Source organism: uncultured Campylobacter sp., from assembly GCF_905371695.1.
Lineage (GTDB): Bacteria > Campylobacterota > Campylobacteria > Campylobacterales > Campylobacteraceae > Campylobacter_A.
This window is the reverse complement of record NZ_CAJPMA010000030.1, coordinates 1-18,264: the sequence shown is the minus strand read 5'-3', so window position 1 is coordinate 18,264 and position 18,264 is coordinate 1. Positions and strand designations below refer to the sequence as shown.

The 18,264-nt window shown below is 46.7% G+C and carries 16 protein-coding genes; all 16 read left to right on the top strand.

Annotated elements, in window-relative coordinates:
- Positions 1 to 18: 18 nt before the first annotated feature.
- The 16 genes from QZ147_RS04185 to QZ147_RS04110 all read left to right on the top strand — a co-directional run bounded on the left by QZ147_RS04185 (position 19) and on the right by QZ147_RS04110 (position 18,230).
- Positions 19 to 225, top strand: a complete 207-nt coding sequence (locus QZ147_RS04185) for a Tat pathway signal protein (RefSeq protein WP_295147341.1) — start codon at positions 19 to 21, stop codon at positions 223 to 225.
- Between the two features lie 82 nt (positions 226 to 307).
- Positions 308 to 3,286 (top strand): formate dehydrogenase subunit alpha, encoded by a 2,979-nt coding sequence (locus QZ147_RS04180; protein WP_295147339.1) that lies wholly within the window; start codon positions 308 to 310, stop codon positions 3,284 to 3,286.
- Positions 3,286 to 3,846, top strand: a complete 561-nt coding sequence (gene fdh3B / locus QZ147_RS04175) for a formate dehydrogenase FDH3 subunit beta (RefSeq protein WP_295147337.1) — start codon at positions 3,286 to 3,288, stop codon at positions 3,844 to 3,846. The genes QZ147_RS04180 and fdh3B overlap by 1 nt, the downstream gene beginning before the upstream one ends.
- A gap of 133 nt (positions 3,847 to 3,979) precedes the next feature.
- Complete coding sequence (locus tag QZ147_RS04170) at positions 3,980 to 5,929, top strand: FTR1 family protein (RefSeq protein ID WP_295147335.1); 1,950 nt, start codon at positions 3,980 to 3,982, stop codon at positions 5,927 to 5,929.
- A gap of 14 nt (positions 5,930 to 5,943) precedes the next feature.
- A complete protein-coding gene (locus tag QZ147_RS04165) occupies positions 5,944 to 6,465 on the top strand; it encodes an iron transporter (RefSeq protein WP_295147332.1) in 522 nt (173 codons plus the stop codon).
- Between the two features lie 60 nt (positions 6,466 to 6,525).
- Complete coding sequence (locus QZ147_RS04160) at positions 6,526 to 7,893, top strand: Fe-S-containing protein (protein ID WP_295147330.1); 1,368 nt, start codon at positions 6,526 to 6,528, stop codon at positions 7,891 to 7,893.
- Entirely contained in the window at positions 7,890 to 9,170 is a 1,281-nt protein-coding gene (locus tag QZ147_RS04155; protein WP_295147329.1) for an ABC transporter permease, read from the top strand. The genes QZ147_RS04160 and QZ147_RS04155 overlap by 4 nt, the downstream gene beginning before the upstream one ends.
- Complete coding sequence (locus tag QZ147_RS04150; protein WP_295147327.1) at positions 9,157 to 10,296, top strand: FtsX-like permease family protein; 1,140 nt, start codon at positions 9,157 to 9,159, stop codon at positions 10,294 to 10,296. The genes QZ147_RS04155 and QZ147_RS04150 overlap by 14 nt, the downstream gene beginning before the upstream one ends.
- Positions 10,297 to 10,965 (top strand): ABC transporter ATP-binding protein, encoded by a 669-nt coding sequence (locus tag QZ147_RS04145; RefSeq protein ID WP_295147325.1) that lies wholly within the window; start codon positions 10,297 to 10,299, stop codon positions 10,963 to 10,965.
- A 73-nt stretch (positions 10,966 to 11,038) separates the two neighbouring features.
- A complete protein-coding gene (locus QZ147_RS04140) occupies positions 11,039 to 11,530 on the top strand; it encodes a TlpA disulfide reductase family protein (RefSeq protein WP_295147322.1) in 492 nt (163 codons plus the stop codon).
- A 9-nt stretch (positions 11,531 to 11,539) separates the two neighbouring features.
- Positions 11,540 to 12,103, top strand: coding sequence for a hypothetical protein (locus tag QZ147_RS04135; RefSeq protein WP_295147319.1), 564 nt, complete (start codon positions 11,540 to 11,542; stop codon positions 12,101 to 12,103).
- 676 nt (positions 12,104 to 12,779) lie between these two features.
- On the top strand, positions 12,780 to 14,654 hold the full coding sequence (locus QZ147_RS04130; protein WP_295147315.1) for a TonB-dependent receptor: 1,875 nt from the start codon (positions 12,780 to 12,782) through the stop codon (positions 14,652 to 14,654).
- A 139-nt stretch (positions 14,655 to 14,793) separates the two neighbouring features.
- Positions 14,794 to 15,759, top strand: coding sequence for an ABC transporter substrate-binding protein (locus QZ147_RS04125; protein WP_295147311.1), 966 nt, complete (start codon positions 14,794 to 14,796; stop codon positions 15,757 to 15,759).
- The gene (locus tag QZ147_RS04120; RefSeq protein WP_295147308.1) at positions 15,756 to 16,553 is read left to right on the top strand and encodes an ABC transporter permease subunit; all 798 of its coding nucleotides are present in this window, start codon (positions 15,756 to 15,758) and stop codon (positions 16,551 to 16,553) included. Before QZ147_RS04125 ends, QZ147_RS04120 begins: the two co-directional genes overlap by 4 nt.
- A gap of 191 nt (positions 16,554 to 16,744) precedes the next feature.
- On the top strand, positions 16,745 to 17,434 hold the full coding sequence (locus QZ147_RS04115; RefSeq protein WP_295147306.1) for an ATP-binding cassette domain-containing protein: 690 nt from the start codon (positions 16,745 to 16,747) through the stop codon (positions 17,432 to 17,434).
- Positions 17,427 to 18,230 (top strand): NnrS family protein, encoded by an 804-nt coding sequence (locus QZ147_RS04110; protein ID WP_295147304.1) that lies wholly within the window; start codon positions 17,427 to 17,429, stop codon positions 18,228 to 18,230. The genes QZ147_RS04115 and QZ147_RS04110 overlap by 8 nt, the downstream gene beginning before the upstream one ends.
- Positions 18,231 to 18,264 lie beyond the last annotated feature (34 nt).

Sequence of the window (18,264 nt, the reverse complement as noted above, 5' to 3'; positions counted from 1 at the left end):
GTTTTAGAGGTTGTCTTTATGAAAGAAAACAGACGAGAATTTCTCAAAAAGACGCTACAAGCGGGCGCGGTAGCTAGCATCGCGGCTACGTCCGCGGCGGCTAAGATCACGAGCGACGATCTACCGCCGGACGATAACGGCGTGGTAGTCGGGCATTCTAATAAAAAAGAGGTGCTTTATCATAAGACCGCGGCGTGGGAGAAATTTTATAAGGTAGCTTACTAAATTTCTGGCATTTGCGCCGAAATTTATAGCAAGGTCGGCTTAAATTTAAGCCCTAATATTATTACTTATCGGGAGAAAAACTATGAGTGATACGAAAATAGGAAGGCGTTCGTTCTTAAAGCTCGCCGCTATCGGAGCCGCGGGGGCGGGTAGCATCGCGGCGTTCGGCTCGAACGACACCGTAAGAAAAGCCACGAGCGAGGAAGTAAATAATCCCTTTGCGGACACTAAAAGAGTAAAAACCATCTGTTCGATCTGTTCCGCGGGTTGCGGTATTATAGCCGAGGTTAAAAACGGCGTTTGGATGCGTCAGGATATGGCGGTAGATCATCCGATTTCGCAAGGAAGCCACTGCTCGAAAGGCATCGATCAAATCGACCTTACAAAGAGCAAACAACGCATCAAATATCCGATGAAAAAAGTAAACGGTAAATGGGAAAGAATTAGCTGGGAGACCGCGGTTAACGAAATCGGCGACAAAATGCTGCAAATTCGTAAAGAAGACGGTCCTGATAGCGTAGTTTTCCTGGGTTCAGCCAAATTTAATAACGAGCAGAGCTATTATTTCCGTAAATTTGCGGCATTTTGGGGCACAAACAGCAACGATCACGTAGCACGCATTTGACATAGCGCAACAGTCGCCGGTGTGGCGAATACTTGGGGTTACGGCGCTATGACGAATCACTTCGGAGATATGGCTAAAAATTCAAAAGCTATTTTTATGATAGGCGCAAATTCTGCCGTGGCAAATCCCGTCGGCGGTATGAAGCACAGTTTGCAGGCTAAAGACAGAAACAACGCGATACTTATCGTAGCCGATCCGAATTTTACGAAATCTGCGGCAAAAGCGGACCTTTATCTAAGACAGCGCTCTGGAACGGACGTAGCGTTGATTTACGGATTAATCCACATAATCCTTAAAAACGGCTGGGAAGATAAGGAATTTTTAGAAAATAGAACTTACGGTATCGAAGAAATTAGAAAAGAGGCGGAGCACTGGACGCCTGAGGTAACTTCGGACGTTACCGGAGTACCGGTAGATAAGCTAATGCAAGCCGCGCGCATAATGGCTCACAATAAACCGGGAACGGTTATCTGGGCGCTAGGTATCACTCAGCACTCCGTAGGCACCTCAAATACGAGAATTTTACCTATCATGCAGCTAATTTTAGGCAACATGGGTAAACCGGGCGGCGGCTGTAATATTATTCGCGGTCACGATAACGTTCAAGGCTCTACCGATATGTGTAATCTTTCAGATAGCTTGCCGATGTATTACGGGCTAGCCGATGCTGCATGGAAATATTACTGTAAGGGCTGGGGCGTTGATTACGACGAATTTATTAAACGCTTCGCGGTATCTACGAAAGAGCCTAAACAAGGCGGCGCTCCGGTAAAAAATACCGTATTTGAAGAGTATTTTTATCACGATCCGCAAAATCCTGAGGATAGAAACTGGAGAAACGAAAAAGGCTGGTCGTTATCTAAATGGTGGCAAGGCGTCTTAAAAGAAGAAAAAACGTATACCAGCGGTAGACTTCGAGTGCTTTGGGTGCAAGGAACTGGTATTACCTCGATGGCTCACTTAGCTAAAATTCAAGAGGCCGTAAATAAGCTAGATCTCTTAGTCGTGGCAGAGCCGTTCGTAAACGAGATTTCCGTTTTAAGCGACCGCAAAGACGGCGTTTACATCTTACCGGTGGCTACGGCGTTTGAAAACGAGGGACACCTTAGCGCTACGAATCGCTCCGGCCAGTGGCGAACTAAGGTAGTGGATCCGCTTTATGAAAGTAAGCCCGATCAAGAGGTTATGTTTGCATTCGCTAAAAAATTCGGCTTTTACGACGAATACGTCCGCGGCATGAAGATGGGTATCGTGGATCGCGAGATAAAGCAGGTAAAAGACGACTTCGTATGGCCTGACGACGCGACTAACGAAATCGCTCGCATAGGAAATTCGATCGGATACGGCGGTAGAACGGCCGAGATGTTTAGAAGACATCAGGCTAACTGGGAAAATTTCGATCCCGATACGTTAATGGGTATCGGCGGAGAAGTAAAAGGCGAGTACTACGGTAAACCTTGGCCTGCATGGGACGAAAAGCACCCTGGTACGCCGATACTTTACGATATGAGTAAGCCTTATACCGAAGGCGGCAGCGGATTTAGAAATCGCTTCGGTTTAGAGCATAACGGCGTTAGCCAACTAGCTAGCGAGGATGCAACCTTAGTCGGCTCGCAGGTAAAAGGCGGCTATCCGCAAATAACCAAAGAAAATATCGAAAAAGTACTAGGCATCACGCTAAGCGAAGAAGAAAAAGCAAAAATGGGCGCTAGCTGGAGTATGGACTATAGCGGACTTATACTAGAAAAATGCCGTGAAAAAGGCGTAGTGCCTTACGGTAACGCAAGAGCTAGAATGATCGTTTGGGAATTCCTAGATCCGATTCCTAAACACCGCGAGCCTATCCACTCTCCGCGTTGGGATTTGGTGCAAAAATACCCGACCTTTGACGATCAGGCTAGAAATTTCCGCGTCGAGACTAAATTTAAGTCCGAACAGCAAGCAAAAGATTGGAGCAAAGAATTCCCTATCGTATTTAGTACGCAGCGCTTAGTAAATTTAAGCGGCGCGGGAATGATAGAGCGAACGAGCAAGTATCTAGCGTCTATTACGCCTGAGATGTTTGCCAACGTTCATCCCGAGCTTGCTCTAAAATACGGCATTAAAGACCGCGATATGATGTGGATACACTCTCCGCAAGGCACTAAGATTAAAGTCCGCTGTTACCACAGCTACATGGTAACTCCGGATAGAATCTGCATGCCGTATAACTTTGCGGGCATAATGCAGGGCGTGAGTTTAGAAGACCGCTACCCTGAGGGCACTAAGCCTTATACTATCGGCGAGAGCTTTAATACCGTAACTAACTACGGCTTTGATCCGGTTACTCAAATTTCAGAGTTTAATGCGGGCTTGTGTCGTATAGAAAAGGCTGAGGAATTCGACTTCAAAACGTCGTTCTTCGATGAAATTTTAACCGATAAGGAGCTTGCATAATGGCGCGTATGAAATTTTACGTCGATAACGATAGATGCATTAGTTGCTTTGGTTGTCAGGTAGCGTGTCAATCGGCTCACGAACTACCCGTAGGTATTTACCGCCGAAAGGTAATCACGCTAAACGACGGTATAGAAGGTAAGGAAATTTCGACTACTCTTGCTTGTCAGCACTGCACCGATGCGCCTTGCGAGCAGGTATGTCCGGTAAATTGCTTTTACATTAGAGCTGATGGTATCGTGCTTCACGATAAAAACAAATGCATAGGCTGTGGATACTGCCTATACGCGTGTCCGTTCGGCGCGCCGCAGTTCCCGCGCGACGGGGCATTCGGCGTTAAGGGCGAGATGGATAAGTGTACTATGTGTGCCGGCGGTCCTGAGCCTACGAATTCTCACGAGGAATTCGAGCTATACGGACAAAATAGAATGGCTGAAGGTAAAGTGCCGATGTGCGCGGCTATTTGTTCTACGAACGCCCTACTAGTCGGCGACGCGTCGGAGGTATCAAACGTATACCGCAAGCGCGTAATGATTAGAAACGCGACTACTAGGTTATAGCAGAAAAAGGGAGTGCATGCTCCCTTTTTATTATTTTTACTCTCAAAAATACTTTTTCCTGATAATAGTTTTTATTTTACTTAAAGCCTTTTTTTGCTAGACTTCGGCAAAAATTTAGACCGAAAGAGCTTAAATGAGTAAAATTTTTAAAATTTTTGTTTTGGCGTTACTGCCTATTTTGGTTTTTGCCAAAAATGATGATTACGATCAAGTCGTCGCCACTATTAAAAGTGAGTTCGTTAAAGTAATAGACGAGTATAAAGCCGGCAACGTCGAACAGGCCGTAGCTACCGTTCAAAACGCGTATTTCGGCTATTTCGAGGATATAGAAGCGGGTATTCGTATAAATTTTAGTCAGAAAAAAGCCTACGCGATGGAAAAACAGTTCGGCGAAATTCGCAAAGCGATAAAAGCCGGCGAAGCACCCGAGAAGGTTCAAGAAAGAATAGACAATCTAAATAAAGAAATCGACGAAATTTTACCTAAAATTTCAAGCGGCCATAGGCTAGTGGGCGAGTATTCTACCGATCCGAGTGCGGCCTTCGCAGAACAAAATTTCGACGTTTCTAAATTTGCGCCCGAGTGGAAAGCGGTATTCGAAAAAATTTCGCAAAATTTAAAAGACGCCGCGGCTAGTTACGACGCAGATAAAAATGAGGACGCCAAGAAGGCGCTAAATACGGCGAAATTCGAAAATTACCGAAATACTAAGCTTGAAATCGCCGTTCGCCAGCATATAGAAAACGGCAAAAGCCTAGACGCGGACATCCAGCGCAAAATGGGAGAGGCTATTAGCGGCACGACAAACGCGATAACCAAAGAGGATTTTAAAGCAAAAACGGCCGAAATCAATAAACTAATCTACGAAGCTATCGGTAAACTTCCCGCCGACGCCGCTAAGATCGCGGTCGTGGATATGAGCGCCGTAGCGGACGCGGCGCAGGACGATGAAACTCAGACGGATTACGCGCCTGTGGTCGATAACATAAATCAAAAAGTCGTAGCTGCGTTAGCCATGTATAAAAGCGGAGACGCTAAAAAGGCTATGGGCGACGTGCAAGATATATATTTCGACGAATTCGAAGCTAGCGGCATGGAAAATACGGTCGGCGCGATCGACGTAAACTTAAAGACCAATATCGAAAGTAGTTTTAGCTCTATCGTAGCTCTTATGAAATCCGGCGCCGACGAAGCGCGCGTTAAAGATGCTACGGATAAGCTAGCCGCGCAGCTAGCAAGCGCCTTGGAGCTTACGGGCGGAAAACAATCGCCTTGGTTTTTGTTTCTTTCGGCGCTTACTATTATCTTACGCGAGGGATTTGAGGCGCTCATCATCGTAGCTGCGGTCGTAGCTTATCTGGTAAAAACCGGCAACGCCGCGAAAATGGGCAAAGTCGTATATAGCTCGGTCGGCGTGGCGATCGTTTTAAGCTTTGTTATGGCTTGGGTGATGAATCTAATATTCGGCGCTGCGGCAGGCCAAAAGCGCGAATTAATGGAAGGCATCACGATGCTAGTAGCCGTTGGTCTACTCTTTTACGTCGGATTTTGGCTGCTTTCAAACGCGGGTGCGAAAAAATGGAACAGCTACATCCAAGGACACGTAAACGAAGCGCTTTCTACTAACTCCGTGGCTGCGCTTTGGTGGACGGTATTTTTGGCCGTATTTAGAGAGGGCGCGGAGACTGTACTGTTTTATCAGGCTATTATTTTCGGCGCAAAGGGCGCAGGCGATTATTCGATGATTACGGGCGGATTCATTACGGGCGTAGTCGTTTTGTTAGTTGTTTATTTTATCTTTAAAATTTTCGCGCTAAAAATTCCGATTAAGCCGTTTTTTATATTTACCTCGGCGATCATTTTTTATATGTCTGTCGTATTCGTCGGCAAGGGTGTAATGGAGCTAGTAGAGGGTAAAATTTTTATCCCGACTATCATTAACGGACTAGATTTTCCTGAATGGGCGGGTAACTGGCTTGGATTAAAGCCTTATTACGAGAGCTTGGTACCGCAAATCTTAATGGTGCTAGCGCTTATCGTCGGCATAATTATTATGAAATCAAAACAGAAAAGTCAATCTTAATAAAAGGAGAAAGTATGAAAAAGATTCTTGCATCAGTCGCGGCTTTTAGTTTAGCCGCTAGTATCGCGCTTGCGGGCGAACATCCTATCGGCGAGCCGGTAGAAGCTAACGGAATGGAAATAGCAGCCGTTTATCTACAACCGATCGATATGGAGCCAAAAGGTATCGATTTAGCTCCTAGTCAAGCAGACATCCACCTAGAAGCCGACATTCACGCTATCGCGGGCAATAAAAACGGCTTCGGCGAGGGCGAGTGGGTTCCTTATCTAAAAATCAACTACGAGCTAAAAAACCTAGACAACGGTAAAGTTAAAAAAGGAACTTTCATGCCGATGGTAGCAAGCGACGGTCCTCACTACGGCGCAAACGTTAAAATGGATACCGGCGTAGGCAACTATGAAGTGAAATTTAACATCCAAAGCCCTGAGGCTAACGGCTTCGGTCGCCACGCCGACAAAGAAACGGGCGTAGGTAAATGGTTCGAGCCTTTCACTACGACTTACAAATTCCAATGGACCGGCGGCCCGGTTAAATAATTTTAGGGCGAATTTTCGCCCTAAATTTCACCTAAAATTTTAAAATTTTCAAGGTTTTTTATGTCTATTTACTTCGTTCAAGTTATTTCGGCTTTGCTTGGATTTACTCTTTTTGCCGCTTTAAGCAATAAGGATAAAAGTTTAAAAACTATATTTTTACCCTCGCTAATAGGCGTCGGTATCGGCATTTTGATACTAAAATCCGCCAAAAGCGCGCTGCTTGACGCTAACGCTAAGATGCTGTTTGACTGCATCACGTTTGCGGTTTTAATCGTTAGCGCGGTGTGGATATTCTTTGAGTTTAAACTAGCAAAAATTTTGACGTTTTTCGCGCTAGGGCTGGGTTTTGGCGTAAATTATAGCGCGATTAGCCTTCTTTTCCCGCTATTTGCGGGCGAATTACTCGATACGCAAAGCATAATTAGCTTCTTTTTAATGCTTTTGGCGATGACGCTTTTAATCGCTTTATTTTTCTTTATTTCAAATATTAAAAATTATCTTTCGCCCAAAATTTTAAAACTAACTAGCGTTTTGGTTCTGCTTTGCCTAATCTTAGAAAAGCTGTCAAACGCTACGTTAGAGCTTATGCGAGCGGGGAATATCCCTACGTATCCCGCCGTGCTATCGCTCGTAGCTAAGGGGATTTACGTAGCTACGTTTATCGCTTATTTTTATGCGCTAGTCGTTTTAGTTTTAGCCGCTATTAATTACTGCGCAAGGCCCGCGGCGGTTAGCAAAGACGCGGTAGGTTCTATTAAATTTCGTCTAGTAAACGCGGTTAGGCAAAGTATCGCCGCAAACGTAAAATCAGCCGTTTGCGTCGCGGTCGTTAGTGTATCGTTTTTGCTTTATTACGATCTTTACGCCTCTCGCCCGCCTAAAATTTCCGATCCGATTTTAATCGAGCCCGTAGACGGCAAATTCGTCTTTGACGTAGAAATTTTAAAAGATAACGATCTCCACAGATACGCTTATATCACCGACGAAGGCAAAGAGGTGCGATTTTTCTTGCTTAACCGCTTTCCCGATCGCCCGTCGCCTATTATAGTCTTTGACGCATGCGCGATATGCGGCGATATGGGCTACGTAAAGCGCGGCAACGACCTAATCTGCATCTCGTGCAACGTGCGAATTTTCCTACCTAGTGTAGGCAAAGATGGCGGTTGCAATCCGATCCCTATGCCTTTTGAATTCGACGGAAAGTATATTAGCGTAACTTACGATACTATCGTAGAGGGCGCTAGGATGTTTAGCAAGGTCGTGGAAAAAGAGGTAATCGACCCCGTTAGCCGTAAGAAGGTCAGCAACCAAAATTCAAGGTCGTATTTATATTACAACAGGACGTATTTTTTCGAAAATAACCAAACTCAGGCGGAATTTGAAGCGCATCCGGAAAAATACGTAGACATTAACGGGACGCTAAAATGAGAAATATGCAATTAATAATGATCAAAAGCTCGATCACGGGTAGTCGAGTACAAAAGACGATGGCGTTTGTTACGATATTTCTAGCTACTATTTTGCTAGCTTGCATGTTAAATATTACTTTAAAAATCGGCGACGAGGTCGCGAGCGAGCTTCGCAGCTACGGCTCTAATATCGTGATCTTGCCGCGCGGCGAGAGCCTTAGCATCGAGATAGAGGGGCGAAATTTTACTCCGTTAAAATCGCAGAATTTTATAGACGAAGACAAGCTGCATAAGGTTAAAGAGATTTTCTGGCGAAATAATATCGTAGCGCTAGCTCCGTTTTTGGACGTTAAGGTAAAGGACGAAAAAGGACGGGAATTTTCGCTTCAAGGTACCTATTTCGATAAAAATATAGGCGTTAAGGACGAGCCCGAGTTTAGCAGCGGCGTAAAGAGTTTGTTCGGGTTTTGGGGCGTGCAGGGCGCTTGGGTAAAAGACGATAGCATCGATGAAATTTTAGTCGGCGACGAGCTGGCTGGGCGCGAAAATTTAAAAGTCGGCGATAAGCTAAATTTAGGCGGTTACGAGGTTAGGGTAGTAGGAATTTTAAAAGGCGCCGGCGAGCAGAGCAGAAAGCTCGTAGGCTCGCTAAAACTAGCGCAAATTCTAAGCGGGCACGAGGGTAAATTTACGCGAGCGGAGGTTTCTGCGATGACGATCCCAGAAAACGACCTATCCTTAAAAGCGCGCAGGAATTTAGATAACCTAGACAGCGCCGAATACGACCTTTGGTACTGCTCGGCTTACGCGGGCTCGATCGCATATCAAATCGAAGAGGAGATCGCCGGTATTAGCGCGAAGGCGAACCTTCAAGTAAGCGACGCGGAGAGCAATATCGTAAAAAAGATCCAAAGCCTAATGGGTATCGTATCTATCATCGCGCTGGGCGTGGCGGCTATCGGCATTACATCCTTAATGACGAGCGAAATTTACCGCCGAAAAAAGGAGATCGGCCTGCTTAAAGCGCTGGGTGCTAGCAACTTTGAAATTTACGCGCTATTTGCCAGCGAAAGCTTAGTGGTAGCGTTTTTCGCCGGGCTCGCGGGAGCGGTAGCCGGATACGCGCTAAGCTACGTCATGGCTTACGCGATATTCGGGCACGGTATCGGCGTAGCGTGGATCGCGCTGCCGCTTTGCACGGCGTTTGCGCTCGCTATTAGCGTCATAGGTTCGTTAATCCCGATGAGAAACGTGATAAATTTACTTCCTGCCGAGGTGCTTTATGACCGCAAATAAAAAATTCTTTTTAAACCTAATCTATAAAAGCCTAAAAAACGGCTCGGCTAGAACGGCGGTCGTAGCCGTCTCGATAATGCTGGGCGCTTGCGTATGCGCGGCGTTTATTAACGTTTATTTAGATATAGACAGTAAGGTATCGCGCGAGTTAAAAACCTACGGCGCCAATATGATTTTCGCTCCCGCGAATTTAGATAACGACGATATGAGCGAGGCGAAATTCGGCGAGGCGATAGGTAAAATTCCGTCTCAAAATTTATTAGGAAGCAGCGGATATCTCTTTACGCAGGCTAATATCGGGCCTACGAACGCCGTTTTGATGGGAGCGAAATTTAGCGAGCTAGATAAAGTGAAGCCGTTTTTAGAGGTTAAAGAAGGAAGCGCGGTAAAGCTAGACTTCGACGATAAAAGCGCGCTAATCGGCGTAGATTTGGCTAAACAAGCGGGCTTTAAAGTAGGCGAAGAGATCGAGATTAGAGCGATCGGCGAAAACGAAGCGCAAAAGGTCAAGATTAAAGGTGTCGTAGCAAGCGGCGATAAAGAGGATGCGTTGTTAATAGTCTCCCTTCCGCTAGCGCAAAAAATCGCTAAAAAAGAGGGCCTGATAAACTATGCCGAAGCCGTTGTGCTTGGAAATTTCGACGAGATTACGAAAATTTCGAGAGATATAAGCTCGCCCGAAATTTCCGCCAAACCGGTAGCGAAGGTTTCAAAATCCGAGGGCTTTATACTTGAAAAAATCAAGCTTTTAATGGCGCTTGTTTCTTTGGTTATTTTACTGATTACTTCGATGTGCGTAAATACGACTTTAAGCGCGATTTTGCTGTCGCGCGCGAAAGAGATCGCGCTAATTAGAGCGCTTGGAGCGAGTAAGAAAAACGTGCTAAAACTGTTCGGCGCAGAGACCTTTATCGCGGCTTTTATTTCTGCGCTTGCGGGCTCTCTCTTGGGCTTTTTACTAGCCCAAGCGCTGGGATACGCGATATTTAGTTCAAGTATCGATTTTAGAATTTTAAGCGTGCCGCTAGCGGTATTTATATCGCTCGCGTTTGCGGCGGTTGCGGCGTTTTATCCGATAAAACGCGCGCTAAATAATAAAATGGCGGATATTTTACGAGGAGAATAGATGAAGGCGTTAGAGTTAAAAAATATTTGTAAGAAATTCGGCGACGTTAGCGCGCTGGATAATATAAATTTCGACGTTAAAAAGGGCGAGTGGGTCAGCGTAATGGGGCCTAGCGGTAGCGGCAAAAGTACGCTGGTAAATATCTTATCGCTAATGGATACGCCAAGCAGCGGCGAATACATCTTAGGCGGGGACGACGCTAGCCATTTAACGCCCGAAAATACGCTAAAATTTCGCCGTGAGAAGATAGGGCTCATATTTCAGCAGTTTCACCTGATCCCTTATCTTAGCGCGCTTGAAAACGTGATGATAGCGCAGTATTATCACAGCAGCGTGGACGAAGCCGACGCCAAAGCCGCCCTTGAAGCCGTGGGACTTTCTCACCGCATCACGCATCGCCCTAGCCAGCTAAGCGGCGGCGAGCAGCAACGTCTATGCATCGCGCGCTCGCTCATCAACGACCCTGAAATTTTAATCGCCGACGAGCCTACGGGCAACCTAGACGAAGCCAATGAAAAGGTCGTGTTAGATCTTTTTTGTAAGCTAAAATCGCAAGGTAAGACGATCTTGCTCGTTACGCATAATCCTGATTTAGGGGAATACGGCGATAAGATAGTGTATTTAAGACACGGAAAGCTAGATAATATTCGGCTGATAAACCAGGCTTAGTCTCCGTCTCGTTTTTAGCGCGGCGTATTAAAATTTTACGGAAAAGCCCGGTAGACAAAGTAGAAGGAAATAAATGAAAAAGATATTTTTAACGCTAGCGGCTTTGCTAGCGCTGGCGGGCTGCGTTAAAGAGTACGAAAAGCACCACATTACGCTAAACGATCCAAAAGGCATCGATACGACCTTTTTTCCGAGCGATCAGCGCTTAAAAATCGGCGATAAGCCGTATTTGCTCTTCTTTTTCGGTACCGATTGCGGCGTGTGCAAGACGCAGATACCAGACCTTAACGAACTTCGTAAAATTTACGGCGACCGCGTGGAATTTATCGGCGTCCTGGGGCCTAGCAAAGGATTTGACGTCGATATGGCGCTGCTTAAAGAGCATTCAATCGAATTTAAGACTACGAGTGATAAAATTTCGGTCGATTATTTTAGCAAGGCCGTGGGCGGCGTGATGGGCGTGCCGGTAACTTACGTATTCGACAAGGACGGTAAGATCGCGGGCAAATTCATAGGCCTTACGCCGCGCGGAGTGCTAGAAGGAGCGATAAAATCCGTTTTATAAGGAATAACGATGAGAACGTTATTTGCGGTCGTTTTTGCATTTTTACTCGCAGGCTGCGCGGCGAGCGCGCCTAGCGTTTCTTCGCACGTAAGCGAGCCCGTTTTTATAGAGGCCGCCGATGCGAACGCTAGCGTGTTCGTTAAATTTAAAAACAGCGTAAACGGCGACGAAAGCGTAAGCGCCGCGATTGCGCGGGAGCTCGGTAAAATGGGCTTTACCTCCGCCCCCGACGCCGCAAGCGCCGATTACGTCGTGCTAGGCGAGGTACAAAATTTCGAGCGCGCGATTAAACGCGATTATAACCCGCGCTTTTTCGGCAGTTTCGGTTACGGTAGACGTCCGTTTTGGGGGCTAGGCGCGGCGTATTACTTCGACGACGAAGACGATTATTATACCAATAGCTACTCTTATGCGATGAGCGCCAGCGTCTCGGTCAGGCAAAAGGGTAAAGAGCCCCAAAATACGGTAATTACGCTAACGCACACCAGAAGTAATTATTCAAAAGATTATATGTGGCCGTATTTCGTGCAGAGGCTAGCAAAGCAGATTGCGAATTTCTTCTATCTGCAATGACGCGGTCCCTCGGCCGATTTGTAGGTTTTGCTACGCCGCCGTTTCGCTATATTTCCGCTTGACGCAGCCCCGCGTCGCAGGCTTTGCTTTATTTTTACCGCGGCGAGTCGATAGGGAGCCTGTCTGTAAAGCAAATCCCCGAGCCGACTAATCGCGCTTGCGTTTTTTTACGCTTAAATTTACGATCCGTCGAAATTTCTCGCGAAGCGGAAAAATTTTGAGTGCGAATTTCGTTTCGGGCGAAATTTTACGTTTATAACAAAGTTTGAGCGTTAAAAATTTCTGGCGACGCCGAGCGGGTTAAAATTTTGCGTAAGCGCGACCGCATTCTTTTAAACGAGTAGGGAAATTTTGACACCGAGCGGCCAGCCGAACAAGAGCGAATGAAAAAGCGGCGAGAGAAGCTAAAAATCGCAAAACTAATTCCCTTGCGCAATTAAAATTACGCAAAGACCGCACGATAATATTTTGTCTGCGAAATGCCGATAATCGTTAAATTACGCAAACGGCGCAAATTCGCCGCATCGATAAATCGCCGAATTTGCGTAAAATTTTCCTTCTGTTACGCTCTGAAATTTTATCTCTAAAATTTTTAGTTAATTGAGCGTTATCAATCCGTTTTTAGTTTAAAGCTGATATAATTTCTCATATTCAATCTAATACCGAAAGGCTCAAAATGAGAAAGGTTTTACTCTCCGCAGTCTCTGCGATTTGTTTATTTTCGGCTGAGAATATCGCTTCTGGCGCAGCGATTAAGCCGGTTAAGGATTTCGCTCCGCCTCCGCCGATAACGCCTAATATCGCGCTTAGCGCGATGCCGGAAAATCAGTTTGACCATGCGGATCGCAGCAAATACTACTTTGTTACGAATAAGCTCGATAACTCGACCGACCCGTTTCATTTAAGCGCGGGTTTTTACGGCCGCAGCTTTTATTCCAGCGCGCTTTACAAGTATAGAGGCGCGAATTTTTATACGATTTTAAACGCGCATTACACGAAGGCTAATAACTACGAGGACGGTGGTGGCGATAAGATAAAAGGCGTAAACAGCAAGGAGGGTTTCGGCTATAAGCGCTACGGGCAAAATTTCGTCGTAGGCTACTTGCCTAACGATATTAGCGAGCTTCGCGCGACCTTTATTCACGACAGGATCGACGACGACAAGCAGCCCCAACACCTAATGGACGCGGTAAAGACGGATAGATACGTTACGAAATTTAACGCGCGAATCGGCGACGCCGCGCTTGGAAATACACTAAATTTAGAAGCCGCCTACCGCGATGTAAAGCGCGAGGCCAATAACTTCTCGCTACGAAATTCCGCGCAAAAAGCCTACGTCAAACTAGAACGTAAAATTTTAGACTTAGGCGCTAGCTACGACTACGATGCGGGCGCTTTGCATAACGTACTCGGGGTAAAATTTACCCGCGACAGGCACGACGGCAAGCGATATACTTTACAAGGCGCAAATTTCGTCCATACGGGCAATCGCTTCCCGAAAATAGACGCGAATATCTATCAAATTTACGATACGATAAGCTATAAATTTAACGATATTCACAAGATAAGCTTCGGGCTTGATTACGTCTTTGACGAGAGTAGAACAAAAAGCTTTGAAGATAGATTCGCCATGGGGCTAGGCAGGATAAATAACCGCATGCTTTGGAGGCAGATTTACGGGCGCGATTTTAGCGGCGAAGTAGAGCAAAAAGAGCTAAGCGGTGCGCTAAAATACGACTTTACGCCTAACGAAAAGGACGCTTATACGCTGGCGCTGGAAAGCCTTGCCCGCATACCTAGCAATATGGAGCGCTTTAACGCGCTTTACGGGCCACTGGATAACGGCTGGATAAGCAATCCGTTTTTAGAGCCTGAGCGCCACGACAGAGCGCGCGCGGAGTTTAAGTTCGGCTCTGAAGCTTATAAAAGCTACCTAAATTCGATGTACGACGAAAATTCTTTCGCGCTAAACGGCTACTTAATCGCCGATCATGCAAACGATCTCGTAATCTACGACCGCAGGCATTCGCGTTTACCGGCGCCTATGAATAAAAACGCCGTTATCGCGCGAAACGTAGACGCTAGGCTATTTTTAGCGAATTTGGGCGGCGAGGTGAATTTTGCGCGAAATTTCGGCGCGAAGCTAAATTTATTTTATAGTTACGGACAAAACCGCACCGACGGCAGACCGTTATATCAAATGCGTCCGTTCGAGGCGAATTTAAACTTCGACTACAAGGACTACGCGGGGTTCGGAAGCTTTAACGCGGGCGCGGCGATTAGATACGTCGCAAAGCAAACGCGCGGAGATTGGGATAAAAATAGGGGCTTTGGTATCGATTTAAAAGAGGGGGCTAAAAGCTTTACTACGATGGATCTTTACGGCGGCGTAGAGTTTAAAAATAAAGTAGGCGTGAGGCTGGGCGTAAATAACGTTTTTGATCGCAAATACGCCGAGTTTATCAGCGGCGCGCACGTAGGCGCGTTAAGTCCGACGTTGGTAAATGCGCCGGGAAGGGAATTTTGGTTAAGCGTGCATGCTAGTTTCTAGCTATGCGTCGTCTTTTTGAGCGCTTTTTGCGGAGCTAGTAAAATTTCGGCGTAAAACCGAAGCAAATCAAGCGGCTGCGTAAAATTTGCGCTAAAATTCGCTCAAATTTCGAGCAAAATCAACAAAAAAAGGATATGCAATGAAAAGACGAAATTTTCTAGGTTTATCGGCGGCTCTGGGCGCTAGCGCGGTTCTTCCGAATTCGCTTTTAGCAAAAGAAAAATTTGAAATGTGGGGCATGCCCGCGATCCCGAACGTCATCCTAGCCGTGGCGGCTATTCGAGGCGAGCTTGCGAAAAACTACGACGTAAGCCTTAAAATTTGGCGCACTCCCGATCAGATGCGCGCGGGCGTAGCAAACGGCACGATGAAGCTCACCGCCGCGCCTTCGAACGTATGCGCGAATCTAAACGCGCAAGGGCTTGATTTTAAAATGCTAAATATCATGACCAACGGGCTTTTAAACGTGCTCGCAAAAAGCGATAAGATAAAGACGTTTGAGGATTTAGTCGGCAAAAAGCTCGTAATGCCATTTAAAAACGATATGCCCGATCTTATTATGCAAGCCATTTGCAAAAAGCGCGGCATCGATATCGCGAAACTAAACATAACCTACGTGCAAACGCCGCCCGAGGCCGTCGGATTATTCTTGCAAAAAAACTTCGACGCGTCGCTTTCCATCGAGCCGATGAGTACGGCGTCTATTTTGCGCGGCAAGACTATGGGCGTCGAGGTTTTTAGAGCGTTTGAGTTACCCGTAATTTGGGGCGAAAGCTTCGGGACGAAGCCTTTTATACCGCAGGCGGGTATGATCGTGCAAAGCGAATTTTACGAACAAAATAAGCAAAATTTAGAAATCCTGCATACAGATATGCAAAACGCGCTAAAATGGATTTTAGACAACAAGCAAAGCGCCGCCGAGATCGGAGCGAACTATCTTCCCGCACCCGTCCCCGCGCTTGCTAACGCGTTTGAGCGCTCGAATTTAGTCGTTACTAAAGCAAGCGACGTCGCGGATGAATTGTCGGCGTTTTTTGAAGTGATTTACGCGCTAAATCCGAAATTCTTAGGCGGCGCTATGCCGGATAGGAAGCTATTTTTATGATAATCGTAGACGGCGTCAAAGCTCATAGAAGCGCGTTTTGGCGGATAGTAGATTATCTGCAAGGCGGGTTTTGCGGGCTTGGCGTGATATGTCTAGCCGTCGCGCTTTGGCAGTTAGGCTCGCAGGTTTTCGGCGAGTTTTTGCTGCCCGCTCCTAAGGCGGTGTTTGCGCGGGCGTGGGAAATTTTGGCGAATTATGAAAAAAACGACATCGTAATTTCGCTTATTCGCGCGCTAATCGGTATCGGCGTTTCATGTGCAGCCGGTATCGCGCTAGGGCTTATCGCCGGGTCGTACCGCAGCTTTGCCGCGTTTTTAAAGCCTTTCGTCACGATTTTACTCTCCACGCCGCCTATTATTTGGGTCGTGTTGGCGCTATTTTGGTTTAGCTTCGGCGATGCGAGTACGATTTTTACGGTTATCGTGACTACGCTACCGCTAACGTTTGCTAGCTCGATGATCGGGATGATGAGCATAGATAGGCGGCTTGAAGAGTTTTTCGACGCTTATAAATTGGGCGTTTTGGCGAAGATTAGGCATCTTTATATGCCTCATCTTACGAGCTATATCATAAGCTCGGTTAGCGTCGCGGTAGGCATGGGTGTAAAGATCGTTGTAATGGCGGAGCTTTTGGGTGCGACCGACGGCGTGGGCTCAAAGATCGCCGACGCACGCGTGCTTCTGGATACGACGTCGGTGATGGGATACGTGGTGCTTATTATCGGGCTCGTGATGCTGTTTGAGTATTTGATAGTCGAGCCGATGAAGATATTGCTGATGCCGTGGAAACGTTAGCTTTTGCGCCGCGCCGTTTCGTCGCATGCGTCGTCGGTTAAATTTGCGGGCCCGGTAACGCTTCTTTTTTATGCGCCGTATTAGCAGCCCTTTTTGGGGCCGTAAATTTTAAACGCAAGCGGCGAAATTGCCGCGAGACTAGACGCGCCGCCCGCTCGTAAGCCGAGAGAGCCTAAAAGAAAAGGAAAATTTTGCTAAAACTTGAAAATTTAGAATACGAAATCCTTCGCGATCGCATCGTCGGCGATTTTAGCCTGACGCTTGAAGGCGGCAAGATCATTACGCTTTTTGGGCCCTCTGGTTGCGGCAAAACGACGATTTTACGCCTCGTTAGCGGGCTAGTAGATCCTAAGCGCGGTAAAATTCGCAACGATTTTAAAAAGACGACATATCTTTTTCAAGAAAATAGGCTTTTAGAATTTAAAAACGCGCTGGATAACGTTAAATTGGTAGCGCCGCATACCTGCGAGAGCGAAATTTTAGTGTTTTTCGCGCGGGTAGGGCTAGCTAAAAAAGACGCGTTAAAATACCCCGACGAGCTAAGCGGCGGCATGCGCGCTCGCGTTAGTTTCGTAAGAGCGCTCGTTACGCAGCCTGATTTACTGCTGATGGACGAGCCTTTTTCTGGGCTTGATAGTGATATGCGCGCGATTTTAATCGGTGAAATTTTATCTCGCGCGAGGGGCGGCATGAGTGTGCTTTTAGTGACGCACGACCGCTTTGAGGCGGTTAAATTAAGCGACGAGATACTGTTTTTAAGCGCCAAAGGTATGCGCGTGGAGCAGACCTTGCGCCTAAACGCGCCGCAAGAGGAGCGCGATTTTGACTTCATTAGTCGCGCGATTAACGAAAATTTCGGTTCAAGGATATATTTTGATTAACGATTTTTTTGCTCATCCGATGCGGATATTTTTCCTAACCGCGTGCGTTTGCGTAGCGCTGGGCTGCGTTTCATTTTTTACGCCGTTTGATTTCGTTAGCTTTCATAAATTCGCCTTTTTAGCGCTCGCCTGTCCCGCGGCGTACGCGGGGTTTTTATTTACCGCAGTGCCCGATTGGGCGAATTTTAGCGGTAGGCTAAAACCTCACAGCGTAACGATGTTTGCTATTTTCGCGCTTGCGCTCGCCGCATCGCCTTTTTGGCTAAATCTTAGCTATTTTTTAATAGGAATTTTCTGGGCGTATCTTTTGATATTTTGCGCCGTGCTGCTAGCGCTTGATAAAAATACGGATAATTTTAGCGTACTTTGCGTACTTGCGGCGTTTTGCGCGTTGAGCTTCGCATACGCTTTAAGCGGCGACGAGCGATTTTTGCGCGCGCAAATTCACGTAAACGCCGCAGCCGTCGCGGTGGTTAGCTTTCGCGTAAGCATAGTAACGGCGAAGGAGGCGTTTAAGCTAGAAGCGGCGCGGGGCGAAAATTTAAGTGGAAATTTTACCGCCGAAGATATGTCGCAAGCCGTTTTTGCGCCGAATTTCGTTTATAAAAATTTAGCCGTAACGGCGCTTTTGATATTCGCCGCAGCCGCGAGCTTCGGCGCTAGTGAGGAAATTTGCGCGTTTATTTCGCTAGGATGCGGATTTATCGCGCTCGCTCGCCTTCACGAGTGGCATTACGCTTGTCTTTTAAAGCGTCATTTTATCGCGTTTTACTACCTTATTTACAGGCGGCTATGATCTTAGCGATGGCGCGCGTACTTTTCGACCTACC

Bases quoted from the DNA above. Each gene is read 5' to 3' on its own strand.
- QZ147_RS04145 (WP_295147325.1), top strand. From the start codon at position 10,297: ATGAAGGCGTTAGAGTTAAAAAATATTTGTAAGAAATTCGGCGACGTT.
- QZ147_RS04155 (WP_295147329.1), top strand. From the start codon at position 7,890: ATGAGAAATATGCAATTAATAATGATCAAAAGCTCGATCACGGGTAGT.
- QZ147_RS04140 (WP_295147322.1), top strand. From the start codon at position 11,039: ATGAAAAAGATATTTTTAACGCTAGCGGCTTTGCTAGCGCTGGCGGGC.
- QZ147_RS04135 (WP_295147319.1), top strand. From the start codon at position 11,540: ATGAGAACGTTATTTGCGGTCGTTTTTGCATTTTTACTCGCAGGCTGC.
- QZ147_RS04125 (WP_295147311.1), top strand. From the start codon at position 14,794: ATGAAAAGACGAAATTTTCTAGGTTTATCGGCGGCTCTGGGCGCTAGC.
- QZ147_RS04130 (WP_295147315.1), top strand. From the start codon at position 12,780: ATGAGAAAGGTTTTACTCTCCGCAGTCTCTGCGATTTGTTTATTTTCG.
- QZ147_RS04170 (WP_295147335.1), top strand. From the start codon at position 3,980: ATGAGTAAAATTTTTAAAATTTTTGTTTTGGCGTTACTGCCTATTTTG.
- QZ147_RS04185 (WP_295147341.1), top strand. From the start codon at position 19: ATGAAAGAAAACAGACGAGAATTTCTCAAAAAGACGCTACAAGCGGGC.
- fdh3B (WP_295147337.1), top strand. From the start codon at position 3,286: ATGGCGCGTATGAAATTTTACGTCGATAACGATAGATGCATTAGTTGC.
- QZ147_RS04150 (WP_295147327.1), top strand. From the start codon at position 9,157: ATGACCGCAAATAAAAAATTCTTTTTAAACCTAATCTATAAAAGCCTA.
- QZ147_RS04120 (WP_295147308.1), top strand. From the start codon at position 15,756: ATGATAATCGTAGACGGCGTCAAAGCTCATAGAAGCGCGTTTTGGCGG.
- QZ147_RS04165 (WP_295147332.1), top strand. From the start codon at position 5,944: ATGAAAAAGATTCTTGCATCAGTCGCGGCTTTTAGTTTAGCCGCTAGT.
- QZ147_RS04160 (WP_295147330.1), top strand. From the start codon at position 6,526: ATGTCTATTTACTTCGTTCAAGTTATTTCGGCTTTGCTTGGATTTACT.